Here is an 18,843-nt window from a genome sequence, read left to right on the forward strand (position 1 = left end):
CGGAGGACCGATGTCATCGGCTGCGCGGGGTCACCAGGCCGGATTCGTAGGCGAGGACGACGAGTTGGGCGCGGTCGCGGGCGTGGAGTTTGGCCATGGCCCGGTTGACATGGGTCTTCGCGGTCAGCGAGCTGATCACCATGCGGTCGGCTATCTCGTCGTTGGACAGGCCCCGCGCGACGAGGGCGACGGCTTCCCGTTCCCGGTTGGTCAGTTCCTCCAGGCCCGTCCCGGCGTCGCCGGCGAGCGGCTGACTGACGTACCGGTGGATCAGTTTGCGGGTGATCGACGGGGCGAGCAGGGCGTCGCCGCGGGCGGCGACCCGTACCGCGTGCAGGAAGTCCTCCGGCACGATGTCCTTGACGAGGAATCCCGCCGCGCCGGCGCGCAGCGCGTCCAGGATGTAGGCGTCCATGCCGTAGTTGGTGAGGATGACGACGTGCACCCCGGCCAGGGACGGGTCCGCCGCGATGTGCCGGGTCGTCTCGATGCCGTCCATGACCGGCATCTGGATGTCGATGAGCGCGACGTCGGGCAGATGGTGCCTGGCGAGGGCCAGGCCCTCTTCCCCGTCGGCTGCCTCGGCCACCACTTCGATGTCGTCCTCGAGGTCGAGGAGCGCGCGGAACCCGCTGCGTATGAGCGGCTGGTCGTCGACCAGCAGGACGCGGATCACGAGGTCCGGTCCACGGGGAGTTCGGCCTGGACGGTGAAGCCGCCCTCGCCTCGCGGTTCCGCGCGCAGGCGACCGCCGAGGGCGGTGACGCGTTCGCGCATCCCGAGCAGGCCGATGCCGGGCGTCGGGGCGGTGTCCGGCGTCGCCGTGCCGTCGTCGTCGACGCGTATGGCGAGGGCGTCCGGGCGGCAGTCGATCCGGACCGACGCGGTGGCGGCGCCGGCGTGGCGGGCGACGTTGGTGAGCGATTCCTGCACGATCCGGTAGGCGGTACGGTCCACGGTGGCGGGTACGTCGTGGTGGTGGCCCTCGATCGTCAGCGTCGCGTCCAGGCCGATGGTCCGGGCCTGTTCGACGAGTTCGGGGACGTGGGCGAGCCCGCGCGGCGGGGTCGTGTCGTCGTCGCGCAGCGCCTCCAGGGTCGCGCGCAGCTCGCGGGTCGCCTCACGTCCGGCCGCCTGGATCGCGAGGAGCGCCTCCGGCACCTGTTCACCGCGCCTGCGGGCCACGTGGACGGCGACCTCCGACTGCACCTTGATGACCGAGATCTGGTGGGTGAGCGAGTCGTGCAGCTCCCGTGCGATGCGCAGCCGCTCCTCGTCGGCGCGGCGCCGCGCGGTCTCCTCCCGGGTGCGCTCGGCTTCGTCCGCCCGCCGCTCGGCCTGCCGCAGCGCTTCACCGGCGGCGCCGGCCGCGATCAGCCAGGCGATCTCCAGGGCGCCGCGGGCCCGTGCGAACGCCTCGCCCGTGTCGTGGAGTCCGGCTGCCATGGCGGCGAGCGGGAGCGCGGCCAGCATGGTCACGCTCGCCACCAGAGTGAGGGTGCGGTGCCCCGCCCGTACCGCCGCGTACACCGCGAACAGGAACGCGACGACGGGCACGTCGAATCCGGCCGCCTGATAACCCACCGCGCACAGCCCGGTGACGGCCAGGACGGGCACCGGAGCCCGGCGGCGCGCGGCCAGCGCCAGGCCGCCGGCCGCCAGCAGCGCGTAGCCGAGCGGGTCGAGGCGCGTGGCGGAGTGCTGCCCCGACACGCCCGTGACCAGGAGCGCCGCCGCCACACCGAGCGCGATCGCCCCGTCCGTGAGTCCCCTCCGGAGGTCTGTGAATCCGCTCCGGGCACCGGCCCGTCCTGTGCTCATGCGCGCACCCTAGCCGGACGCCGCCGCGGCCGGATCCCACTCGCGGACGAGAGGCCGACTACCGCGCCCGTCGTACGTACGGGCGTTCCTGCCGCGTCCGCGGCAGCGCGAAGTGTCCGCGCCCGCGGGACGACCGGCTGGGCGCCCCGGCGACATGATCGGGCGACACCCAGACAGTCAGACATTCAGTCACCCTCGCCCGACGAGGCGTGTGAAGGAGGAGAGGGCCATGAGCTCATACGGAGCCCTGAAGGCGGTCCGACGTGTGGTCGCGGCGACCGGAGCCGCCCTGCTCGGGACGTGGGTGCTCGCGGCGCCGGCGACCGCGCGGGCCTCGGTCCAGCCGGCCGCCGCCGACGTGTACACCATGAGCGCCGGTCGGCTCGGGGCCACCACGGCCGCCGTGCTGGCGCTGATCGGTGTGGCCATCGGCGGGCTGGCCCTGGCCCGCCCCACCGGTCGCTTCGGCACCGGCACCGGCACCGGGCGGCTCGGGGCGTCCGTGGCACTGGCGGCGGGGCTGGTCGCCATGGCGCTCGGTGGGCTGGTCGTCGCCACGTCCGACGGCGGTCTCGGCACCGGCAACGGGCTGGGCGGGGCGATCGTGGCCCTGGTGGTGGGGCTGATCAGCCTGGTCCTCGGCGGGATGGCCCTGGGCCGCTCCCGCCGCACGGCCCGGCCGTCGTAGACCCGCACCCGCACCCGCACACGGCGCGGCGCGGCGCGGCGCGGACGGTCGGAGACCCTCCCGTCTTCCCCGCCGGGAGCTGGGGAGATTCACTCTGACGGCACAGCGCGACGGCCGGACCGTCCACCTCCGACGAACCGCCCGCACGGCCGCGGCCGTCACCGGTGCCGTACGCGTCACAGGGCCGAGGGAGCCATGCGGGCCACGACGGCCACGCGTACCGCACCACCACGCAAGGCCCTCCGCCGGGCCGAGCGCGGTTGTGCGGTAGGGACTGCCGACCGACCATGAGGGTACGTAGGGAGGCCGATGCCATGAGCGCGGTGCACGCGGCCGAGGACGCCGACTTCCGCGGCCCCCTCGATGTGACGAAAGCGGCGACCGCCGTCCTGGACGCCGACGGCACCGTCGTCGGCTGGGGCCCGGCGGCGTCCGCGCTGCTCGGCTACCCCCCGCACGAGGCGGTGGGCCGCCCCATCGGCTCGTTCGTCGCCGATCACCCCGGTGCGTACGCGACGGGCACGCCCCTCCCGGGCGCGGCGCACGCCCGGCGGCAGGTGCTGCGCATGCGCCATCGGGACGGCCGCGTCATCCGCGTGGCGACCGCGACCGTCCCGCTGTCGCACACCGGGACGGGGCCCGCCAGGCTGCTCTCGCTGGCGGACGCGGACGAGACGGAGCGCTGGGAGGCCCTCCAGTCGATGCTCCGGGGCCTGGTCGACCAGTCGCCCATCGGCCTCGCCATCTACGACACCGATCTGCGGGTCGTATGGACCAACCGCGCCCTTTACCACGAGATGGGCGCCTCTCAGTACGCCGGCCTCGGCCCCGACGAGATGGTCGCCCAGGGCGAGATCCTCTCCGAGGGGTACACGGCCACGCTGGAGGAGACCATGCGCCGGGTGATCGCCACCGGCGAGCCCGTCATCGACCTGCACTACAGCGGCCGCCCGCCCTCGGATCTGGAGCACGACCACGTCTGGTCCTGCTCCTACTACCGGCTCCAGAGCGCGAACGGCACGGCCCTGGGCGTGTGCGAGGAGTCGGTGGACATCACCGACCGCTACCTCGCCCAGCAGCGGCTGGACCTCCTCGTACGGGCCGGGGCCCGGGTGGGCACCTCCCTGGACATGACCCGTACGGCGCAGGAGCTCTCGGCCGTGGCGGTCCCGCAGTTCGCCGACGGCATCACGGTCGACCTCATCGACGTCGTCCTGGAGGGCGAGCAGCCGCCCCCGGGGACGGCGACCGCCAGGCGTCTCGTACGGGTGTGGGAAGGACCGGCCCCCGAGGCGGCGGCAGACGAGGACCGAGGCGCGGGCCCGGACGTGGGCCCGGACGTCCGCACGGGCCCGGCGGGCAGGGCCGCACCGCCCCAGCCGGTCGTCCATCCGCCGGACTCGCTGCAGGCCCGCTGCCTGGCCGGCGGCCGCCCCGTGCTGGAGGGCCCGGCACCGAAGGGGCCGACACCGGAGGGCCCGGCACCGGAGGGGCCGGCGCGGACGGACGGCGCGCACTCCCGGCTCGCCGTGCCGCTGTGCACCGAAACGTCCCCGCTCGGCGTCGTCACCTTCCGCCGCGACAGCCACCCCGACCCGTTCGAGTCCGGTGATCTGCTCGTGGCCGAGGAGCTGGTGGCCCGAGCCGCCGTCAGCATGGACAACGCCCGCCGCTTCACCCGTGAGCACACCGCCGCCCTCACCCTCCAGCGCAGCCTGCTCCCCCGGTACCTGCCGCGGCTCACCGGCGTGGACGTCGCCCACCGCTATCTGCCGGCGGACAGCAGGGCCGGGGTCGGCGGCGACTGGTACGACGTGATCGCCCTGTCGGGTACGCGCGTCGGCCTGGTCGTCGGCGACGTCGTCGGCCACGGTGTGCGCGCCGCCGCCACCATGGGCCGCATTCGTACGAGCGTGCGCGCGCTCGCCCGGCTCGACCTCCCGCCCGACGAACTCCTCGCCCGCCTCGACGAACTCATCACCCAGGACGCCCACGAACAGGCGGCGGTCCAGGCGGAGATGGACGACGCGGCCTTCGGCGTGACCTGTCTGTACGCCGTGTACGACCCGGTGACCGGGCGGTGCAGCATGGCCCGCGCCGGCCACCCGCTGCCCTCGGTCGTCGACCCCGCCACCGGCGCGGTCACGCACCCCGACCTGCCGGCCGGACCGCCGCTCGGCCTCGGCGGCCTGCCGTTCGAGAGCGGCGAGTTCACGCTCCCCGAGGGCAGCGTCATCGCCCTGTTCACCGACGGGCTCGTCCAGGGCCGGGACCGGGACCGCGACGCCGAACTCGACGCGCTGCACGCCGTCCTCGCCGACGAGCACGACCGTCCCCTCGACGACCTGTGCGACCGGATCGTCGCCACGCTGCTGCCGGGCCCCGTCGACGACGACGCCGCACTCCTCCTCGTACGCACGCGGACCCTGGACAGCGACGAAGTGGCCGCCTGGGACCTGGCCGACGACCCGGAGGTGGTGAGCCGGGCCCGCGCCCTGGCCACCCGTCAGGTCGGCGCGTGGGGGCTGGACGGGGAGCTCTCCTTCACCACCGAACTGGTCGTCAGCGAACTGGTCACCAACGCCATCCGGTACGCCTCCGGCCCCATCCAGCTACGGCTCATCCGCGACCGCACCCTGATCTGCGAGGTCTCCGACACCGGCCACACCTCGCCCCATCTGCGGCGCGCGGGGAACGAGGACGAGGGCGGCCGCGGCCTGTTCCTCGTCGCGCAGATGACGCAGCAGTGGGGCACCCGCTACACCGCGACCGGCAAGACGATCTGGGCCGAACAGCCGATTCCGCGGTGACGCCGACCGGCGATACGCTCACGCTGACGAGCCGCCCGATAACCCGCAAATCAGCCCCAGCGATCACTATGGGTGAATTTCGCGGCTTTTGGTTGCTGAGAGTGACAGCCGCGCCTTCCTCTCGCTTAGCTGGGCGGCATGCGATACGAGCAGGTTCGTCCCGGTCTCCGGGCCCAGCAATTCTTCATCGACGCCACCGAACCGCCCCACCCGGTCATCGGGGGTCGGTCATGACCGCACTGACCACGACGGAACCGACGACGACCGCCACGTCCGTCGCATCGGTCCTGCACAGAGCCCGCACCCTCGTCGCCCCCGCCTTGCGGGACGCGATCGGCGCTCTTCCCGAGCCGGAACGCCGCATCGCCCGGTACCACCGCGGATGGTGCGAGGCGGACGGCACGCAACTGCCCTCGTCGGCGGGCGGCGAGGGCGGTGGGAAGGCCGTACGGCCCGCCCTGGTGTTCCTGGCCGCCCGGGCGGTCGGCGGTCCGGCCGAGTGCGCCGTTCCCGGAGCGGTCGCGGTCGAGCTGATCCACGACTTCTCGCTCCTGCACGACGACGTGATCGACGGCGACCCCCTGCGCCGCCACCGCTCGGCCGCCTGGGCCGTCTACGGCACGCCCGCGGCGGTGCTGACCGGCGACGCCCTCCTGGTGGGCGCGCTGCGGGCCCTGATGGCGACGCCCGGACCGCTGGCCGACACGGCGGTGCGCGAGGCGTTGGTGATGCTGAGCGACCTGATGGTCGGTCAGAGTCAGGACGTGGCGTTCGAGAAGGTGGGCCATGTCGAGGTGGGGCAGTACCTGGCCATGGCGGCGGGCAAGACCGGCGCCCTGATGGGGTGCGCCTGCGCGCTGGGCGGTGTGCTGGCGGGGGCCGACGCCGAACGGGTCGCCGGGCTGCGGGACTTCGGCCGCTGCCTGGGGGTGGCCTTCCAGTGCGTGGACGATCTGCTCGGCATCTGGGGCGACAGCGCGCAGAGCGGCAAACCGGTCGGAGCGGATCTCGCGGCGCGGAAGAAGTCCCTGCCTGTCGTCGCGGCGTTGGCCGACGAGGGCGCCGCGGGCCGGAGCCTGGCCGCGCTGTACGCACGGCCGGAGCCGCTGAACGAGTCGGAGATCGCGCTCGCCGCCGAGCTGGTCGAGCGGGCCGGCGGCCGGGAGGCGACCGAGAGGGAGGTGTCCCGGCAGACGGCGGCCGCGATGCGCGCCCTGTCGCGGGCGCGGCCGACGGCCGAGGTGTACCGGCAGTTGCACGAGCTGGCCATGCTGCTGACGAGACGCGATCGATGAGGACCGGGCGGGGAACGACCGGTGTTCCGACGGCTCGGCGGGAATACACACCTGTGGGCGTAACGGGATTTTCCTAACGAAGGGTCATGCCGGTACGTTCAGTCGGACGTAGCCACGTCATGCTTCTGTCCGGCCGTCATCACCGCCGGCAGTCAGCCGTGGATGTTTTCATCCGACACTCACACGAGAGGGCGGGATGTGTCCGGGCCCCCAGCCGTCAGCGTGTACGGCCTGCACGTCACGCGGGGAAAGCACACCCTGCTGCACGACATTTCGTTCACGGTGCCCAGAGGCGCCATTGTCGGGCTTCTGGGCCCCAGCGGCTGTGGGAAGACCACACTTTTGCGCTCGGTGGTCGGCATTCAGGCGAGCACGGCCGGCCATGTGCAGGTGCTGGGCTTTCCCGCCGGCTCGCCGGCCCTCAGCTACCGCGTCGGGTATGTCACCCAGGCACCGTCGGTGTACCCGGATCTGACCGTTCTGGAGAACCTCAGGTACTTCTCGGCCGCCCTCGGCATGCGGGGGTGGCGGCGGGAGAACGCCGTGGTCCGCGTGGTGAAGGAGGTGGACCTCGCCGAGTACGCCGACAAGCCGGTCGCCCGCCTCTCCGGCGGCCAGTACTCCCGCGTGTCGCTGGCCGTGGCTCTACTCGGCACCCCGGACCTGCTGGTCATGGACGAACCGACCGTGGGGCTCGACCCCTTGGTCCGCCGTGAACTGTGGGAAGCCTTCAAACGTCTCGCGGAGAGCGGAACCACCTTGCTCGTCTCCAGCCACGTCATGGACGAGGCGGACCGCTGCGACCGGCTGCTGCTGATGCGCGGGGGCCGGTTGATCGCCTCGGCGGGGCGCGAGGACCTGCTGATGCACACCGGCTGCAACAGCGTCGAGGAGGCGTTCATGTACCTGGTGACCTCCGCGGCGAGGGCCGAGGCCGCCCCCCATCCGGTCGCGGAGCGCATCCCCGGTCCCTTGATCAGCGAGGCGCTCCCCGATCCCGACCGTCCGTACTTCGCATCGGAAGCCCGCAGGTGAGCGCGGAGCGTCCCTCGGTCCCGCAGCTGCGGGGGCGCCCGCTGCCGTTCTCGCCGAGCATCACCGTCGCGACGGCCCAGCGCGTGCTTCAGCAGATCTCCCGCGACCGGGGAAGCACCGCGCTGATGCTCGTCATCCCGTGCATGCTCATGGTGCTGCTCAAGCTGATGTTCCGCGACGCCGAGGAGTCCTTCGAGCGGGTGGGCCCGCAGGTGTTCGGCATCTTCCCGGTCATCGTGATGTATCTGGTCGCCTCCGTGTCGACGCTGCGGGAGCGGACGTCGGGGACCGCGGAGCGCCTGCTCACCCTCCCCGTGCAGCGACTCGACATCGTCCTCGGCTACAGCCTGGCGTTCGCGTTCCTCGCGCTGCTCCAGGCGGTGCTGTCCACCTTGCTGGCGATCGGCCCGCTGGGCCTCGACATCAAGGGTCCCGCCTACCTCCTCATGGTCATCGCCATGCTCGGAGCCCTGCTGGGGCTCGCGCTGGGCCTTCTCGTCAGCGCCTTCGCGCGCAACGAGTTCCAGGCGGTGCAGTTCCTGCCCGCCGGTGTCCTGCCGCAGTTCCTGGTGTGTGGGCTGTTCGTGCCACGGGAGGAGATGCACGGGGCGCTCGACGCCATGGCCCAGGTCATGCCGATGACGTACGCGGTCCAGGCGGCCACGGAAGCCGCCACACACGAGGGCGTCACCGGCGTCTTCGTCCGGGACGCCGTCCTCATTCTCGTGTGCGTCGTCGGGGTCCTGATCGCCAGCGCCGCCACGCTCAAGCGCTGAGCGAAAGGCCGCCGGACAGAAAGAAGCGGGTGGGGTACGGACCTGATGTCCGTACCCCACCCGCTCCGCGCGTCACGCGCCGGTCCGGCCAGGGGTCAGAAGCCGAAGCCCCCGCCGTGGGAGCCGAGGCCCCCGCCGTTGGACGTGCTCCATCCGAAGCCCACGCTGCCGTTGCTCGGGAACGAGAACGGGCCGAACTGGATCGGACGTCCGCCGCCGTGGCCCCCGTCGCCGCGGCCGTCGCTCAGCGTGGACGGTGCCGAGGGAGACGCGGACGCCGAGGCGGCGGCGCCGCCGGCCACCAGTGCGGTCGCCGCGATGGTGATCACGGCAGCACGACGAAGAAATGACATGAATGACTCCGAAGAATATGTGGGGGGTTGATCGACTCAATTCAGCACCCTATCCGTGCGGTGCGGCGAAGAATCGATAAGGCCCGACGATTTCCCTCCAAGGGGGCGTCGGAAATAACCTCATCTCCGCGTCGATATGCGAATTGATTCTTAGGCCTGTCACCTTTCACTCAGAACAGGTGGTCGTCCCACCACCACGCGAGGGAGGGCGCCGCCGGAAGCGGCTCGCTCCTGCCGTCGGCAGGGGCCTCGGCCCAGGCGAGCGGGGCTTCGTCCATCGGGTCCGGGACGTGTCCCAGGCTCAGATAGCGCGGTACCCGAAGGCCCCATTCCGCGTTGCCGCGAATGCCGTACCGAAGCCCCTGGAGGTAGCTGCTCAGCTCGACGCCCGCGCGCGGCCTGACCCGGTCGTGCACTTGCAGGAAGCGTGTCAGGACCCGGTCTCTGACACACGTGGCCGCTTCCACCGCCTCCTGAAGGGACAGGTCTCGGTGGTGCATGAGGACGCTGTAGATGTTCTGGTCGGCGTGGCCGCGTGACACCTCCTTGCGCAGCGAGTGCCGGTCGTTGTCGAGCGCGGCCACCAGGATGGCCATCTCCGTCAGCGCGCGCACCACGGGCCGGCTCAGCTCCGCCTGCGGTACCTCCAGGCCGGTCGCCAGCTCCAGCATCGCGAACGTCGGCTCGCCGCCCGACGCCAGCAGTCTCATGGCCAGGTACTCGTCGAGCTCCGGCATGCGGTCCGCCGCCTGGTTGCCGATCTGCCAGCAGACACCGGAGAGCCACGCGCGGTGGGCCTCCGTGAAACGGCGGACCTGCGTCGGCGAGCCGAAGGACCGGAAGCGGCCGACGATGTCCTGCAGGGGCCCCACGAACCGCTCGCCGCCGTCGGCCGCCGACGGCGCCTCGGCGGCACGCTGCACGCGTCCGGCGAGCGCGTTGAACTCGGCCGGGCGACGGCTCAGGGGGCCGTTGTCGCAGCGGGCGTCGTCGAACGCGAATCCCCAGTAGACCCACAGCGACGTCGCCAGCAGACGGTCGTCGTCGGCGACCGGCGCGAACCGGGCGTAGAAATCGGTGCTGTGCGTGGCCACGACCCAGGCCTCCTCGTGGCTGGAGGCGCACATGCCGCTCCCCCGGATCCACTCCACGGCGCGGGCGTCCACGTCACGTACGTGACGATGGATCGCGGACTCCAACGGACAGTAGAGGTCGGGCAGGACGACGTCGGCAACGGCCCTGGGCATGCGCGGCTCCTTGATCAAGAACGGGTCTTCCCATGCTGTGACCCGTCACCGCTCCACAACGAGACATCGAGGCGTTTTCCGGGCTAAACCCTCGAAAAAGGGAACACCGGCGGGCTGTTGACGCTCACCGGCTCCCGACTGCGGTCAGCGGGAGGTGAAGGCGATGCGGCCCGGGCGCGGAGGCTGGCGGGGGCGGTGGGCGAGGGCCGGTCCGGCGAGGAGAAGGGGAACGAGAGCGAGCGCGGGCACGCCGCGCCGCAGGAAGGTGCTGGCCATGGCGGAATGTGTACGGGCGGAACGGCGGGCGCTCGGCCTGCTACACCGGAGCCGCGCGGAACCTCACCGCAGAAACAATCAGGCGGCTCCACCGGATGGGCGGACCCCGGCGTGTCGGGAGCCGGCGAAGGTCACGTGCTCGGCGTGTCGGGCTTCTTCCAGGTCAGCGAGTACCGGCGGAGCACGTGGCGGCGGTAGCGCATGCCCGGAAGCAGGTGCCGCGCCGCGGCCCGCACCTGCCCGTAGCTCATCCGCGGGTCGGCGACCGGCATGCCCTCCGGGCCGCCGGCCCGACGCAGCACCTTCGTGGTCCGTACGAGAGGGGCGGCCGCGATTGTCGCGGCCCGCTCCGCCAGGCTCCCGTCGCGGGCCAGGCCGACCACCACCAGGGTGCCGCCGGGCCGCAGCAGGTCGCGCATCCGGGTGAGGGCGGCCTCGAAGTCCATGTGATGGATCGTGGTGACCGAACAGACGAAGTCGTAGCCCGAGGCGGGGAGTTCGGCGGTCAGGAAGTCACCCTCCAGGAAGGTGAGATCCGGAAGGCCTGGAAGGTCCGGGTGGCCGACACCGGCGAGCTCGCGGGCGCGGGCGAGCATCTCCGGCGACGTGTCGATGCCGGTGACGCGCTGCGCCCGCCCGGCGAGCTTCCACGCCAGCAGCCCGTCCCCGCACCCCACATCCAGCGCGTCGCCACAGCCCTCGGGAACAGCGCGCAGGATGCCCCGATGCCGAGCGACGTTGGTGTTCCAGTACGGCTCGGGGGCGGGGCGGGGCATCGGATCAGCGTAGTCGGCGGGCCGCGGGGCGATCAAGGCCGTCCGGGCCCGAGAGCGGCCCCCACTTGCGCTGCGCGCCGCGCGGGGCAGGTGTAGAGAGGAGGTGTGTCGCAGCGCCTACGAGGTCCTCTCCGGTCGACGCGAGCGGGTCACGCGAGGGTGGCCATCCCGATCGCGCTGATGGTGGCGGTCGTCGTGATCGACGTGCTCGCGCCGCCCGACATCCACCTGGGGCCGCTCCTGGTCGCGGCCCCGGCGATCACCGCCTCGTTCGCGGGCCCCCGGCTCACGGGGGTGGTGGCCGCCCTCGCCGTGGTGGCCCAGGCCGTCATCGCGGTGCTGCGCGACCGGGGCGAGCTGTTCTCGGCGAACCACCAGGCGCAGATCGCCGCCCTGGTCCTGGTGGGGGCGAGCCTCGTGTTCTTCTGCGTGCTGCGGGAGCGCCGGGCGAGACAGCTGACGCAACTGAAGTACGTGTCCGAGACCGCCCAGCGTGTCGTCCTGCGGCCGCTGCCGAAGCGGATCGGCCCTCTGCGCGTCGCCTCCGTCTATCTCGCGGCCGAGGCCGAGGCCGAGATCGGCGGTGACCTCTACGCGGCCGCACGGACCGGCTCCGGCACCCGGCTGATCGTCGGTGACGTACGGGGCAAGGGCATGACCGCCGTCGGAGACGCCGCCCTGCTGCTCGGCGCCTTCCGGGCCGCCGCCCACCGCGAGGCGAGTCTGGTCGAACTGGTCACGTACCTCGATGGGGCGGTCTGCTGGGACCTGGCCGAGACCGGTGAGGCGGAGGAGTCCGGAGAGACCTTCATCACCGCCGTCGTTCTGGACATCCCCGACGACGACAGCAGGGTCGACATGATCGACTGCGGGCACCCGCCGCCGGTCGTCCTGCGCGACGGTCGCCCCCTGACGATCGACGCCTATCAGCCCGCCCCTCCCCTGGGCCTGGGGGAGCTGGCGCGCCGCCACTACCACGTCGACACCTTCACGTTCGGGGTCGGCGACCTCCTGCTGGTCTACACCGACGGGGTCATCGAGGCCCGCGACCGCACCGGCGCGTTCTATCCCCTCACCGAGCGCATCGCCGGCTGGAACGAGGGCGGCCCCGACCTGTTCCTGCGCCGCCTCCGCCGGGATCTGCTCCACCATGTCGGCGGACGGCTGGGCGACGACGCCGCCATGATCGCGATCGAGCGCTCCCCACCGGCGTGAGCCACTCCCACCCTATTCGCTCATACGTTCGTTTTCAGTGGGTAGGCTGAATCCATGCACGCACATCTCCAGGCCTCGCTGTTCGACCAGGGTGACGACATCCGGCTCGGACCGCTGCACGGCGTACGGCGGCGTGAGCTGGGCAGCGGCGCCTGGATCGACCTGCTCCCGGGCTGGCTGACCGGAGCGGACGCGCTGTTCGAGGAACTGGCCGCCGGGGTCCCCTGGCGGGCCGAGCGGCGGCACATGTACGAGCGGGAGGTCGACGTACCCCGGCTGCTCGCCTACTACCGGGAGGGCGAGCCCCTGCCGCACCCGGTCCTCGAGGAGGCCCGGTCAGCGCTGAGCTCGTACTACGCGCCGGAGCTGGGCGAGCCGTTCGTCACGGCCGGTCTCTGCCTGTACCGCGACGGCCGCGACAGCGTGGCCTGGCACGGCGACCGCACCGGGCGCTCGGCCACTGAGGACACCATGGTCGCCATCCTCTCCGTGGGCGACCCCCGGGACCTGGCGCTGCGCCCGCGCGGCGGTGGCGCGGCGGCCCTGCGGCTGGCGCTGGGCCACGGCGACCTGGTGGTGATGGGCGGCTCCTGCCAGCGCACGTGGGAACACGCGATCCCCAAGTCGACCCGCGCGGTGGGCCCCCGGATCAGCATCCAGTTCCGCCCCCGGGGCGTCTCCTGAGCGGGGGCGGCCGGCCTACCGGCTGTGGAGGTTGAGCTCCAGGAGCTCCGTGGACTCGCGTACGCCCACGGTGCCCTGCCCCGCCGGTTCGGGAAGCCGGCCGTCCGCCGCCTTCAGGCCCGCGAGTGCCCTGTCGATCGCCTCGTGGGCGGCGAAGAGGCACGGGGTGCTGTAGATCGCCACGGCCACGCCCAGTTCGGTCAGTTCGGAGAGTGACAGCCTCGGCGACTTGCCGCCGCCGATCTGGTTGAACAGCAGCGGCACGTCGCCGACCACGTCGCGGAGTCGGCGGATCGCGTCGACGCCGCGCACGCCGTCCACCAGGACGACGTCGGCACCGCTCTTGGCCAGGGCATCCGCCCTGCGCAGCATCTCGGCCTCCTCGACGGCGTCCGTGCGGGCCACCACGACCATGTCGCCACGGTTGTCGAGCACCAGGCGCAGCTTGTCGAGGTACTTCTCCAGCGGGAGGATCCGCTTGCCGTCGGCGTGCCCGCACCTGCGCGGGCGTTCCTGGTCCTCGAGGATCACCCCGGACGCCCCGGCCCGGTCCAGCCGGCGCACGACATGGCAGGCCACCTCGGGATCGGCGTAGCCGTCGTCGATGTCGACGAGCAGGTGGTGGGCGGGGAAGGTGTGCCGCAGCCGCTCGGCGAAGGCCACGATGTCCGGCCAGGCGATGAAGCCGATGTCGGGCAGCCCGTAGTGGGACGCGGCGAACCCGAAACCGGAGAGGAAGAAGCCGTCGTAGTGCTTCGCCGCGAGGGACGCCGAGTACATGTCGTAGACGCCGATGAGGGGTGTCGTCCCGGCCTCGGCGATCGTGTCGCGCAGCCTGTGCCCGTAACTCATCGCCACTCCCGGGGAATTGCGCAGCGGTGGCGGGACCACCGCTGCCGTGGATCTTCGACGCAAGCTTCGCAGGGAGCTCGACACCCACACAAAACGGCGGTCACCCGATCGAGCCACCGAGCACGCCGGCCGCGGAGGGGGGCGCGCGCCGGTTACGCAGGTGAGGAGTGGCCCTCGCCCCTCCCCGCCCACGGCTGCGGCGGGGTCAGCAGGTGTCGGATGTCGGGGAGGGTGGGTGGCCCCAGGGGGTTTCCAGGGCTGTTCGTAGGGAGGTGACCGTGGCCTGGCCGATGCGGTCGGCGAGTTGGGCTTCCAGCCGGTCGAGGATGGTGATCGCCTGGCGGTGGGTGCGTTCGCCTTCCTCGGTGCGGCGGATCAGGCGTCGGCGTGCGGAGGCCGGGTCGGGGGTCTGTTCGAGCAGGCCGGCGGCGATCAGGGCGTGTACCGCCTGGTGCGCGGTCTGCCGGGTGACGCCCATGCGGCGGGCCAGCTCGGACACCGTCGTGCCCCGGTCGTCCAGGACGGCGAAGAGCTGCGCCTGGGTCGGAGTCACCGGCATGGCGCCGCCCGCCTCAAGAGCCGCCAACAGGCCTTCCTCGAACCAGCGTCGGGCGTCCCCGAGCAGCTGGGGCAGGTTACGGCGGTTCGACTGCATCGCGTCCTCACGAGGGTGCCGGGTTCGTGTCCAGCGCTTGATTGTCCCCACCCTCTCATGTCAGGCTGCCTGACATTCTGGCGGAGGTCGATCCGAGGAGCAGCCATGACCATCGAGTACGCCACCCGCTACCGGCGGGCCTCACACATCCCCCCGGAGCCGGGAAAGCCGTACTTCATCGAGAAGGGCGAGGGCGACCGGGCTCACCTCTTCGGTGACCTGATCACCATCTACGCCGGTGGCGAGCAGACCGAGAACACCTTCAACTTCTTCACCGTCGAGGGCCCCAAGGGCGACCTGATCCCGGCCCACGTGCACGCCGACACCCACGAGGTCTTCTACGTCACCCAGGGCGCCGTCCGCCTGTTCGTCGAGGACACCGAGGGCGACCAGCAGGAGAAGCTGCTCACCCCGGGCGACTTCGGCTTCGTACCCAAGAACTGCCGCCACGCGTACCGCATGGAGCGCCACCACAGTCAGGTCGTCGGCGTCGCCGCCGGCCCCGGCGGGACCTTCGAGCGGTTCTTCGAGAACCTGGGCGCGCCCGCCGAGCAGCTCGGCCTGCCACAGTCCTCCGTCGTGCCGGAGCCCGGCAGATTCGCGACCGTACCCGAGCGGTTCGACGTACGCTTCCTGCCCGATCACCAGTGGCGGACCCGATGACGGCGACCGGCCCCGCGCTCCGGGAACTCATCACCGCACCCCACCCCGACCTCGCTCCGCTCCCGCCGGCCGTGTCGCACGACGCCGGCGTACGCGAACTGCGCGGCGTGCCCTACGCGGACGTCGAGGGCGGCCGTCCGCTGGAACTCGACCTGTGGCTGCCCCCGGCCGACCCGACCGGCCCCTGTCCTCTGGTGCTGTTCGTGCACGGCGGTGCCTGGCGACGAGGCAGGCGCGACGACATGGGAATGCGTACGCGCCCCTGGGCACCGGGGCCGTTCGCCCGTCTCGCCGCCGCCGGCTCCGCCGTCGCCTGCGTCGACTACCGGCTCAGCGGGGAAGCCGCCTTCCCCGCCCCGGCGGACGATCTGCGCACGGCGTTGCGATGGCTCACGCTGCGCTCGGCCGAACTCGGCATCGACACGGGCCGCACGGTGGTGTGGGGCGAGTCGGCGGGCGGGCACCTCGCCTCCCTCCTCGCCCTGACACACGTCGACCCGCCGCTGATCGGCGCGGTGATCTGGTACGGGCCGAGCGATCTCACCACCGCCCGGGGCGGCTTCGGACCCGAAGACGCCACCACCCCCGAGGCGCTCATGCTGGGCGCCGCCCCGGCCGCCGCTCCGGAGCGCGCCCGCGCCGCCAGCCCGCTGCTGCAGGTCTCAACGGGCGCGCCACCGTTCCTTCTCGTTCACGGAGACGCGGACACCATGGTGGACTGCTCGCACAGCGAGTCCCTCGCCGCGGCGCTGGAGAGCGCCGGGTCCCCGGTGGAGCTGTGGCGGGTGCCGGGCGCCGACCACGGCTGGCACGGGGCGGCCGATTCCCAGGTGACCGAGATCTTCGCCCGCTCCCTCGCGTTCGCCCGACGGCTCCAGACCTGACGGGAGGGCCGGCCGGGGTAGCGCCCCCAACCCCGGCCGGGGGCGAACACCCGTCGTGATTCCGGGCCTACGTGGACAGGCTGTCGAGGCGTGCCCGGTGGGCCGGCGGCAGGTGGAGGTCGGCGGCGGCGAGGTTCTCCTCCAGGTGCCCGATCCGGGCGGTACCCGGGATCGGGAGGATGACCGGGGAGCGCGCGAGGAGCCATGCGAGCGAGACCTGCGCGGGCGTCGCGTCGAGTTCGGCCGCCACGGCGGCGATCTCGGCCGCGGCGCCGGACGCCGCACCGGCGACCGGGCGCCACGGCAGGAACGCGATCCCCGCCGCCTCGCACGCGGCGAGCACCGGTTCGTGCTCGCGGTCGAGGAGGCTGTACCGGTTCTGCACGCTCGCCACGTCGACGATCTCCCGCGCCTGGGCGAGTTCGGCGACCGTGACCTCGGACAGCCCGATCCGTCCGACCTTGCCCTCGGCCCGGAGCTCCCGCAGCGCCCCGAGCTGGTCGGCCAGGGGCACCGCGGGGTCGATGCGGTGCAGCTGGATCAGCTCGATCCGCTCGACGCGCAGCCGGCGCAGGGCATGATCGACCTGAGCGCGCAGCGTGTCGGGGCGCGCGTCGTGCTTCCAGCCGGCCGGGGAGGACGATCGGGCGACACCGACCTTGGTGGTGACGTGCAGCCCTTCCGGGTAGGGGTGCAGGGCCTCCGCCAAGAGCTCCTCGTTGGCTCCCCAGCCGTACATATGGGCGGTGTCGATCAGCGTGACACCGAGATCCGCGGCGCGCCGGGCGACCGCGAGGGCGGCCTCGCGGTCGGGGCCCCGTTCCGTCGGCAGGCGCATGGCGCCGAATCCGAGCCGCCGTACGTTCAGATCCCCACCGATACGGAACATGGTCGAACTCATCGTCCGCTGCCTCCCTCTCCTCGCTCAAGAGGCAACGCTAACAGCGCCGTTGGCCCCGACCAGCGGCCGGACTCGGGCCGGACTCGGGCCGGACTCAGGCCGGGAGCGCATCGACCGTGGGGACGACCGTTCCGAACAGGTCGGTGACGGCGGTCAGCGCGGCGACCTGGAGGGCGGCGGCGGGGAGGACGGTGCCGTCGGGGGTGGCGAGGGCGCGGGTGGCGGTGGTCTCGGCGACGACGGTGGGGCGGTAGCCGAGGTTGAAGGCGCCCTGGGCGGTGTAGTTGACGCACATGTGCGTCATGAAGCCGGCCAGCACGAGGTCCTTGCCGCTGCCGGGCTCGAAGCCGAGGCCGGTCAGGGTCTTCTCCAGTTCGGTGGCGTGGAAGGAGTTGGGGAACCGCTTGACCACGACCGCCTCGCCGTCGACGGGGGCGACCTCGTCGCTGATGGCGCCGATGTGGGCGCGGATGTCGTACGGGGTGTTCTCGCCGCCGTCGTTGATGATGTGGACGACCGGGGTGCCCGCGGCGCGGGCTCGCTCCAGGAGGCGGGCGCCGGCCGCGAGGGCCTCCTCGGCCCCTTCCAGGGCCATGACGCCGCTCCGGTAGGTGTTCTGGAAGTCGATCATCACCAGGGCGGACTCGCTCAGCCGGGGCGGGCGGCTGTCGAGGCCGACCACCTCGCGCAGGGTCGCGGTGGGCTGGTTCGCGGTGGGCTGGTTCGTGCTCATGGGGTGGTCGCCTTTCATGGAGGAAACGATCGCGGGCATGACGAAGCTGTCCGCCCTGCCTTCGTAAGGGAGATGTAGGGAGATGAAGTGGTGGGAAAAGGTCAGCCGGTCTGGGTGCGGAAGCGGCGCCGGTAGGCGGCGGGCGTGGTGGCGAGCTGCCGTCTGAACGCCCGGTGCAGGGTCTCGGTCGAGCCGAGCCCGGCGGCGGCCGCGACCCGGTCGAGCGGGCTGTCGGTGGTCTCCAGCAGCCGCCGGGCCACCTCGACCCTGGCGGCTTCGACGTAGCCGGCGGGACTGGCACCGGTCTCCTGTTTGAAGACGCGGGCGAAGTGCCGCTCGCTCAGGCACATCCGGGCCGCCAGCGCCTCCGCCGACAGGTCCTCGTCGAGATGGTCGGCGATCCACAGCCGTAGCTCGTCGATGTCGCGGCGGGAGGTGGCGGGCCGGCTGAGCGGTACGGAGAACTGGCTCTGGCCGCCCTGCCGCTTGAGGTACATCACCAGCTGCCGGGCCACCGTCAGGGCGACCTCCTCGCCCAGGTCCTCGGCCACCAGGGCGAGCGCGAGGTCCAGGCAGGCGCTGATGCCGGCGCCCGTCCATACCCGGCCGCGGTCGGCGCGGACGAAGATGGGGTCCGGGTCGACCGTGACCGCCGGGTGGTCGGCGGCGAGCTGGGCGGCGGTCGACCAGTGGGTGGTCGCCGTCCTCCCGTCCAGCAGCCCGGCCGCCGCCAGCAGGTGCGCGCCCACGCACACCGACGCCACCCGCCGGGCGTGCGGGGCGGTCGCCTTCACCCACTCCACGACATCGGAGTCGATACGGGCGACGGGGCCGTCGTCGGTCATGTCGACCGCGCCGGGCACCAGCAGGGTGTCCACCTGCCCGCCGACCTCGTCGAAGGTCAGGTCGGTCAGCAGCCGCACACCGGCCGACGTCGTCACCGCACCGGCGACCGGTCCGGCGAGCCGGACCCGGTATCCGGCGCGGCCGGCGGTCTCCCGGTTGGCCAGCGCGAAGACCTCGGCCGGGCCGGTGACGTCGAGGAGGTCGACGTCGGGGAAGACCGCGATGACGACACGGTGCGAAAGGGGCATGGACGTATCCTCACCGCCGGCCGGCCATGGCCGCAATGACGGTTCTCTGTCACATCCGGACACGGCCGCACGGGCGGAAGAGCGG

Annotated in this window: 20 protein-coding genes; 9 read left to right on the forward strand and 11 right to left on the reverse strand. The window is 72.5% G+C overall.

From position 1 onward, the window contains the following. Positions 1-13: 13 nt before the first annotated feature. Together ACF06X_RS27480 and ACF06X_RS27485 are read right to left on the reverse strand one after the other, a co-directional pair. Positions 14-676, reverse strand: coding sequence for a response regulator (locus ACF06X_RS27480; protein WP_392289960.1), 663 nt, complete (start codon positions 674-676; stop codon positions 14-16). Continuing rightward, positions 673-1,821: a sensor histidine kinase gene (locus ACF06X_RS27485; RefSeq protein WP_392289961.1), complete on the reverse strand. Its 1,149-nt coding sequence runs from the start codon at positions 1,819-1,821 to the stop codon at positions 673-675. Before ACF06X_RS27485 ends, ACF06X_RS27480 begins: the two co-directional genes overlap by 4 nt. A 229-nt stretch (positions 1,822-2,050) precedes the next feature. Here ACF06X_RS27485 and ACF06X_RS27490 point away from each other — a divergent pair, with 229 nt between their 5' ends. The 5 genes from ACF06X_RS27490 to ACF06X_RS27510 all read left to right on the forward strand — a co-directional run bounded on the left by ACF06X_RS27490 (position 2,051) and on the right by ACF06X_RS27510 (position 8,425). Then, positions 2,051-2,509 (forward strand): DUF6223 family protein, encoded by a 459-nt coding sequence (locus tag ACF06X_RS27490; protein WP_392289962.1) that lies wholly within the window; start codon positions 2,051-2,053, stop codon positions 2,507-2,509. 314 nt (positions 2,510-2,823) lie between these two features. Further along, the gene (locus ACF06X_RS27495) at positions 2,824-5,319 is read left to right on the forward strand and encodes a SpoIIE family protein phosphatase (protein WP_392289963.1); all 2,496 of its coding nucleotides are present in this window, start codon (positions 2,824-2,826) and stop codon (positions 5,317-5,319) included. 230 nt (positions 5,320-5,549) lie between these two features. After that, positions 5,550-6,614, forward strand: a complete 1,065-nt coding sequence (locus tag ACF06X_RS27500; RefSeq protein WP_392289964.1) for a polyprenyl synthetase family protein — start codon at positions 5,550-5,552, stop codon at positions 6,612-6,614. A 162-nt stretch (positions 6,615-6,776) separates the two neighbouring features. After that, positions 6,777-7,649, forward strand: a complete 873-nt coding sequence (locus ACF06X_RS27505) for an ABC transporter ATP-binding protein (protein WP_392289965.1) — start codon at positions 6,777-6,779, stop codon at positions 7,647-7,649. Further along, positions 7,646-8,425 carry an ABC transporter permease gene (locus ACF06X_RS27510; protein WP_392289966.1) on the forward strand — a complete coding sequence of 260 codons (780 nt, stop codon included), beginning with the start codon at positions 7,646-7,648 and terminating at the stop codon, positions 8,423-8,425. Before ACF06X_RS27505 ends, ACF06X_RS27510 begins: the two co-directional genes overlap by 4 nt. 95 nt (positions 8,426-8,520) lie before the next feature. Here the strand turns inward: ACF06X_RS27510 and ACF06X_RS27515 are convergent, their stop codons facing one another. The 4 genes from ACF06X_RS27515 to ACF06X_RS27530 form a co-directional block, all read right to left on the reverse strand. After that, complete coding sequence (locus tag ACF06X_RS27515) at positions 8,521-8,778, reverse strand: hypothetical protein (RefSeq protein WP_392289967.1); 258 nt, start codon at positions 8,776-8,778, stop codon at positions 8,521-8,523. 170 nt (positions 8,779-8,948) lie between these two features. Continuing rightward, positions 8,949-10,025, reverse strand: a complete 1,077-nt coding sequence (locus tag ACF06X_RS27520; RefSeq protein ID WP_392289968.1) for a hypothetical protein — start codon at positions 10,023-10,025, stop codon at positions 8,949-8,951. 144 nt (positions 10,026-10,169) lie between these two features. Next, positions 10,170-10,301 (reverse strand): hypothetical protein, encoded by a 132-nt coding sequence (locus ACF06X_RS27525; protein WP_392289969.1) that lies wholly within the window; start codon positions 10,299-10,301, stop codon positions 10,170-10,172. A gap of 131 nt (positions 10,302-10,432) precedes the next feature. Then, the gene (locus ACF06X_RS27530; RefSeq protein WP_392289970.1) at positions 10,433-11,077 is read right to left on the reverse strand and encodes a class I SAM-dependent methyltransferase; all 645 of its coding nucleotides are present in this window, start codon (positions 11,075-11,077) and stop codon (positions 10,433-10,435) included. A gap of 105 nt (positions 11,078-11,182) precedes the next feature. Between ACF06X_RS27530 and ACF06X_RS27535 the strand changes: the two genes are divergently transcribed. Next, entirely contained in the window at positions 11,183-12,292 is a 1,110-nt protein-coding gene (locus ACF06X_RS27535) for a PP2C family protein-serine/threonine phosphatase (RefSeq protein WP_392289971.1), read from the forward strand. 54 nt (positions 12,293-12,346) lie between these two features. After that, on the forward strand, positions 12,347-12,976 hold the full coding sequence (locus tag ACF06X_RS27540) for an alpha-ketoglutarate-dependent dioxygenase AlkB (protein ID WP_392289972.1): 630 nt from the start codon (positions 12,347-12,349) through the stop codon (positions 12,974-12,976). A 15-nt stretch (positions 12,977-12,991) separates the two neighbouring features. On the opposite strand, the gene ACF06X_RS27545 is transcribed toward ACF06X_RS27540, so the two are convergent. Both ACF06X_RS27545 and ACF06X_RS27550 read right to left on the reverse strand, forming a co-directional pair. Continuing rightward, complete coding sequence (locus ACF06X_RS27545) at positions 12,992-13,828, reverse strand: oxaloacetate decarboxylase (RefSeq protein ID WP_392289973.1); 837 nt, start codon at positions 13,826-13,828, stop codon at positions 12,992-12,994. Between the two features lie 205 nt (positions 13,829-14,033). Then, positions 14,034-14,483 carry a MarR family winged helix-turn-helix transcriptional regulator gene (locus tag ACF06X_RS27550; protein ID WP_392289974.1) on the reverse strand — a complete coding sequence of 150 codons (450 nt, stop codon included), beginning with the start codon at positions 14,481-14,483 and terminating at the stop codon, positions 14,034-14,036. A gap of 105 nt (positions 14,484-14,588) precedes the next feature. Between ACF06X_RS27550 and ACF06X_RS27555 the strand changes: the two genes are divergently transcribed. Beyond that, positions 14,589-15,146: a quercetin 2,3-dioxygenase gene (locus tag ACF06X_RS27555; RefSeq protein WP_392289975.1), complete on the forward strand. Its 558-nt coding sequence runs from the start codon at positions 14,589-14,591 to the stop codon at positions 15,144-15,146. Then, positions 15,143-16,030, forward strand: a complete 888-nt coding sequence (locus ACF06X_RS27560; protein ID WP_392289976.1) for an alpha/beta hydrolase fold domain-containing protein — start codon at positions 15,143-15,145, stop codon at positions 16,028-16,030. The genes ACF06X_RS27555 and ACF06X_RS27560 overlap by 4 nt, the downstream gene beginning before the upstream one ends. A 67-nt stretch (positions 16,031-16,097) precedes the next feature. Here the strand turns inward: ACF06X_RS27560 and ACF06X_RS27565 are convergent, their stop codons facing one another. From ACF06X_RS27565 to ACF06X_RS27575, 3 genes are all read right to left on the reverse strand, one after another. Continuing rightward, entirely contained in the window at positions 16,098-16,931 is an 834-nt protein-coding gene (locus tag ACF06X_RS27565; RefSeq protein WP_392289977.1) for an aldo/keto reductase, read from the reverse strand. Between the two features lie 94 nt (positions 16,932-17,025). Next, positions 17,026-17,664 (reverse strand): isochorismatase family protein, encoded by a 639-nt coding sequence (locus tag ACF06X_RS27570; RefSeq protein ID WP_392289978.1) that lies wholly within the window; start codon positions 17,662-17,664, stop codon positions 17,026-17,028. Between the two features lie 101 nt (positions 17,665-17,765). Further along, the gene (locus ACF06X_RS27575) at positions 17,766-18,758 is read right to left on the reverse strand and encodes a GlxA family transcriptional regulator (RefSeq protein WP_392289979.1); all 993 of its coding nucleotides are present in this window, start codon (positions 18,756-18,758) and stop codon (positions 17,766-17,768) included. Between the last annotated feature and the right edge of the window lie 85 nt (positions 18,759-18,843).

The organism is Streptomyces sp. NPDC015346 (assembly GCF_043078785.1).
In the GTDB taxonomy this organism is placed as follows: domain Bacteria; phylum Actinomycetota; class Actinomycetes; order Streptomycetales; family Streptomycetaceae; genus Streptomyces.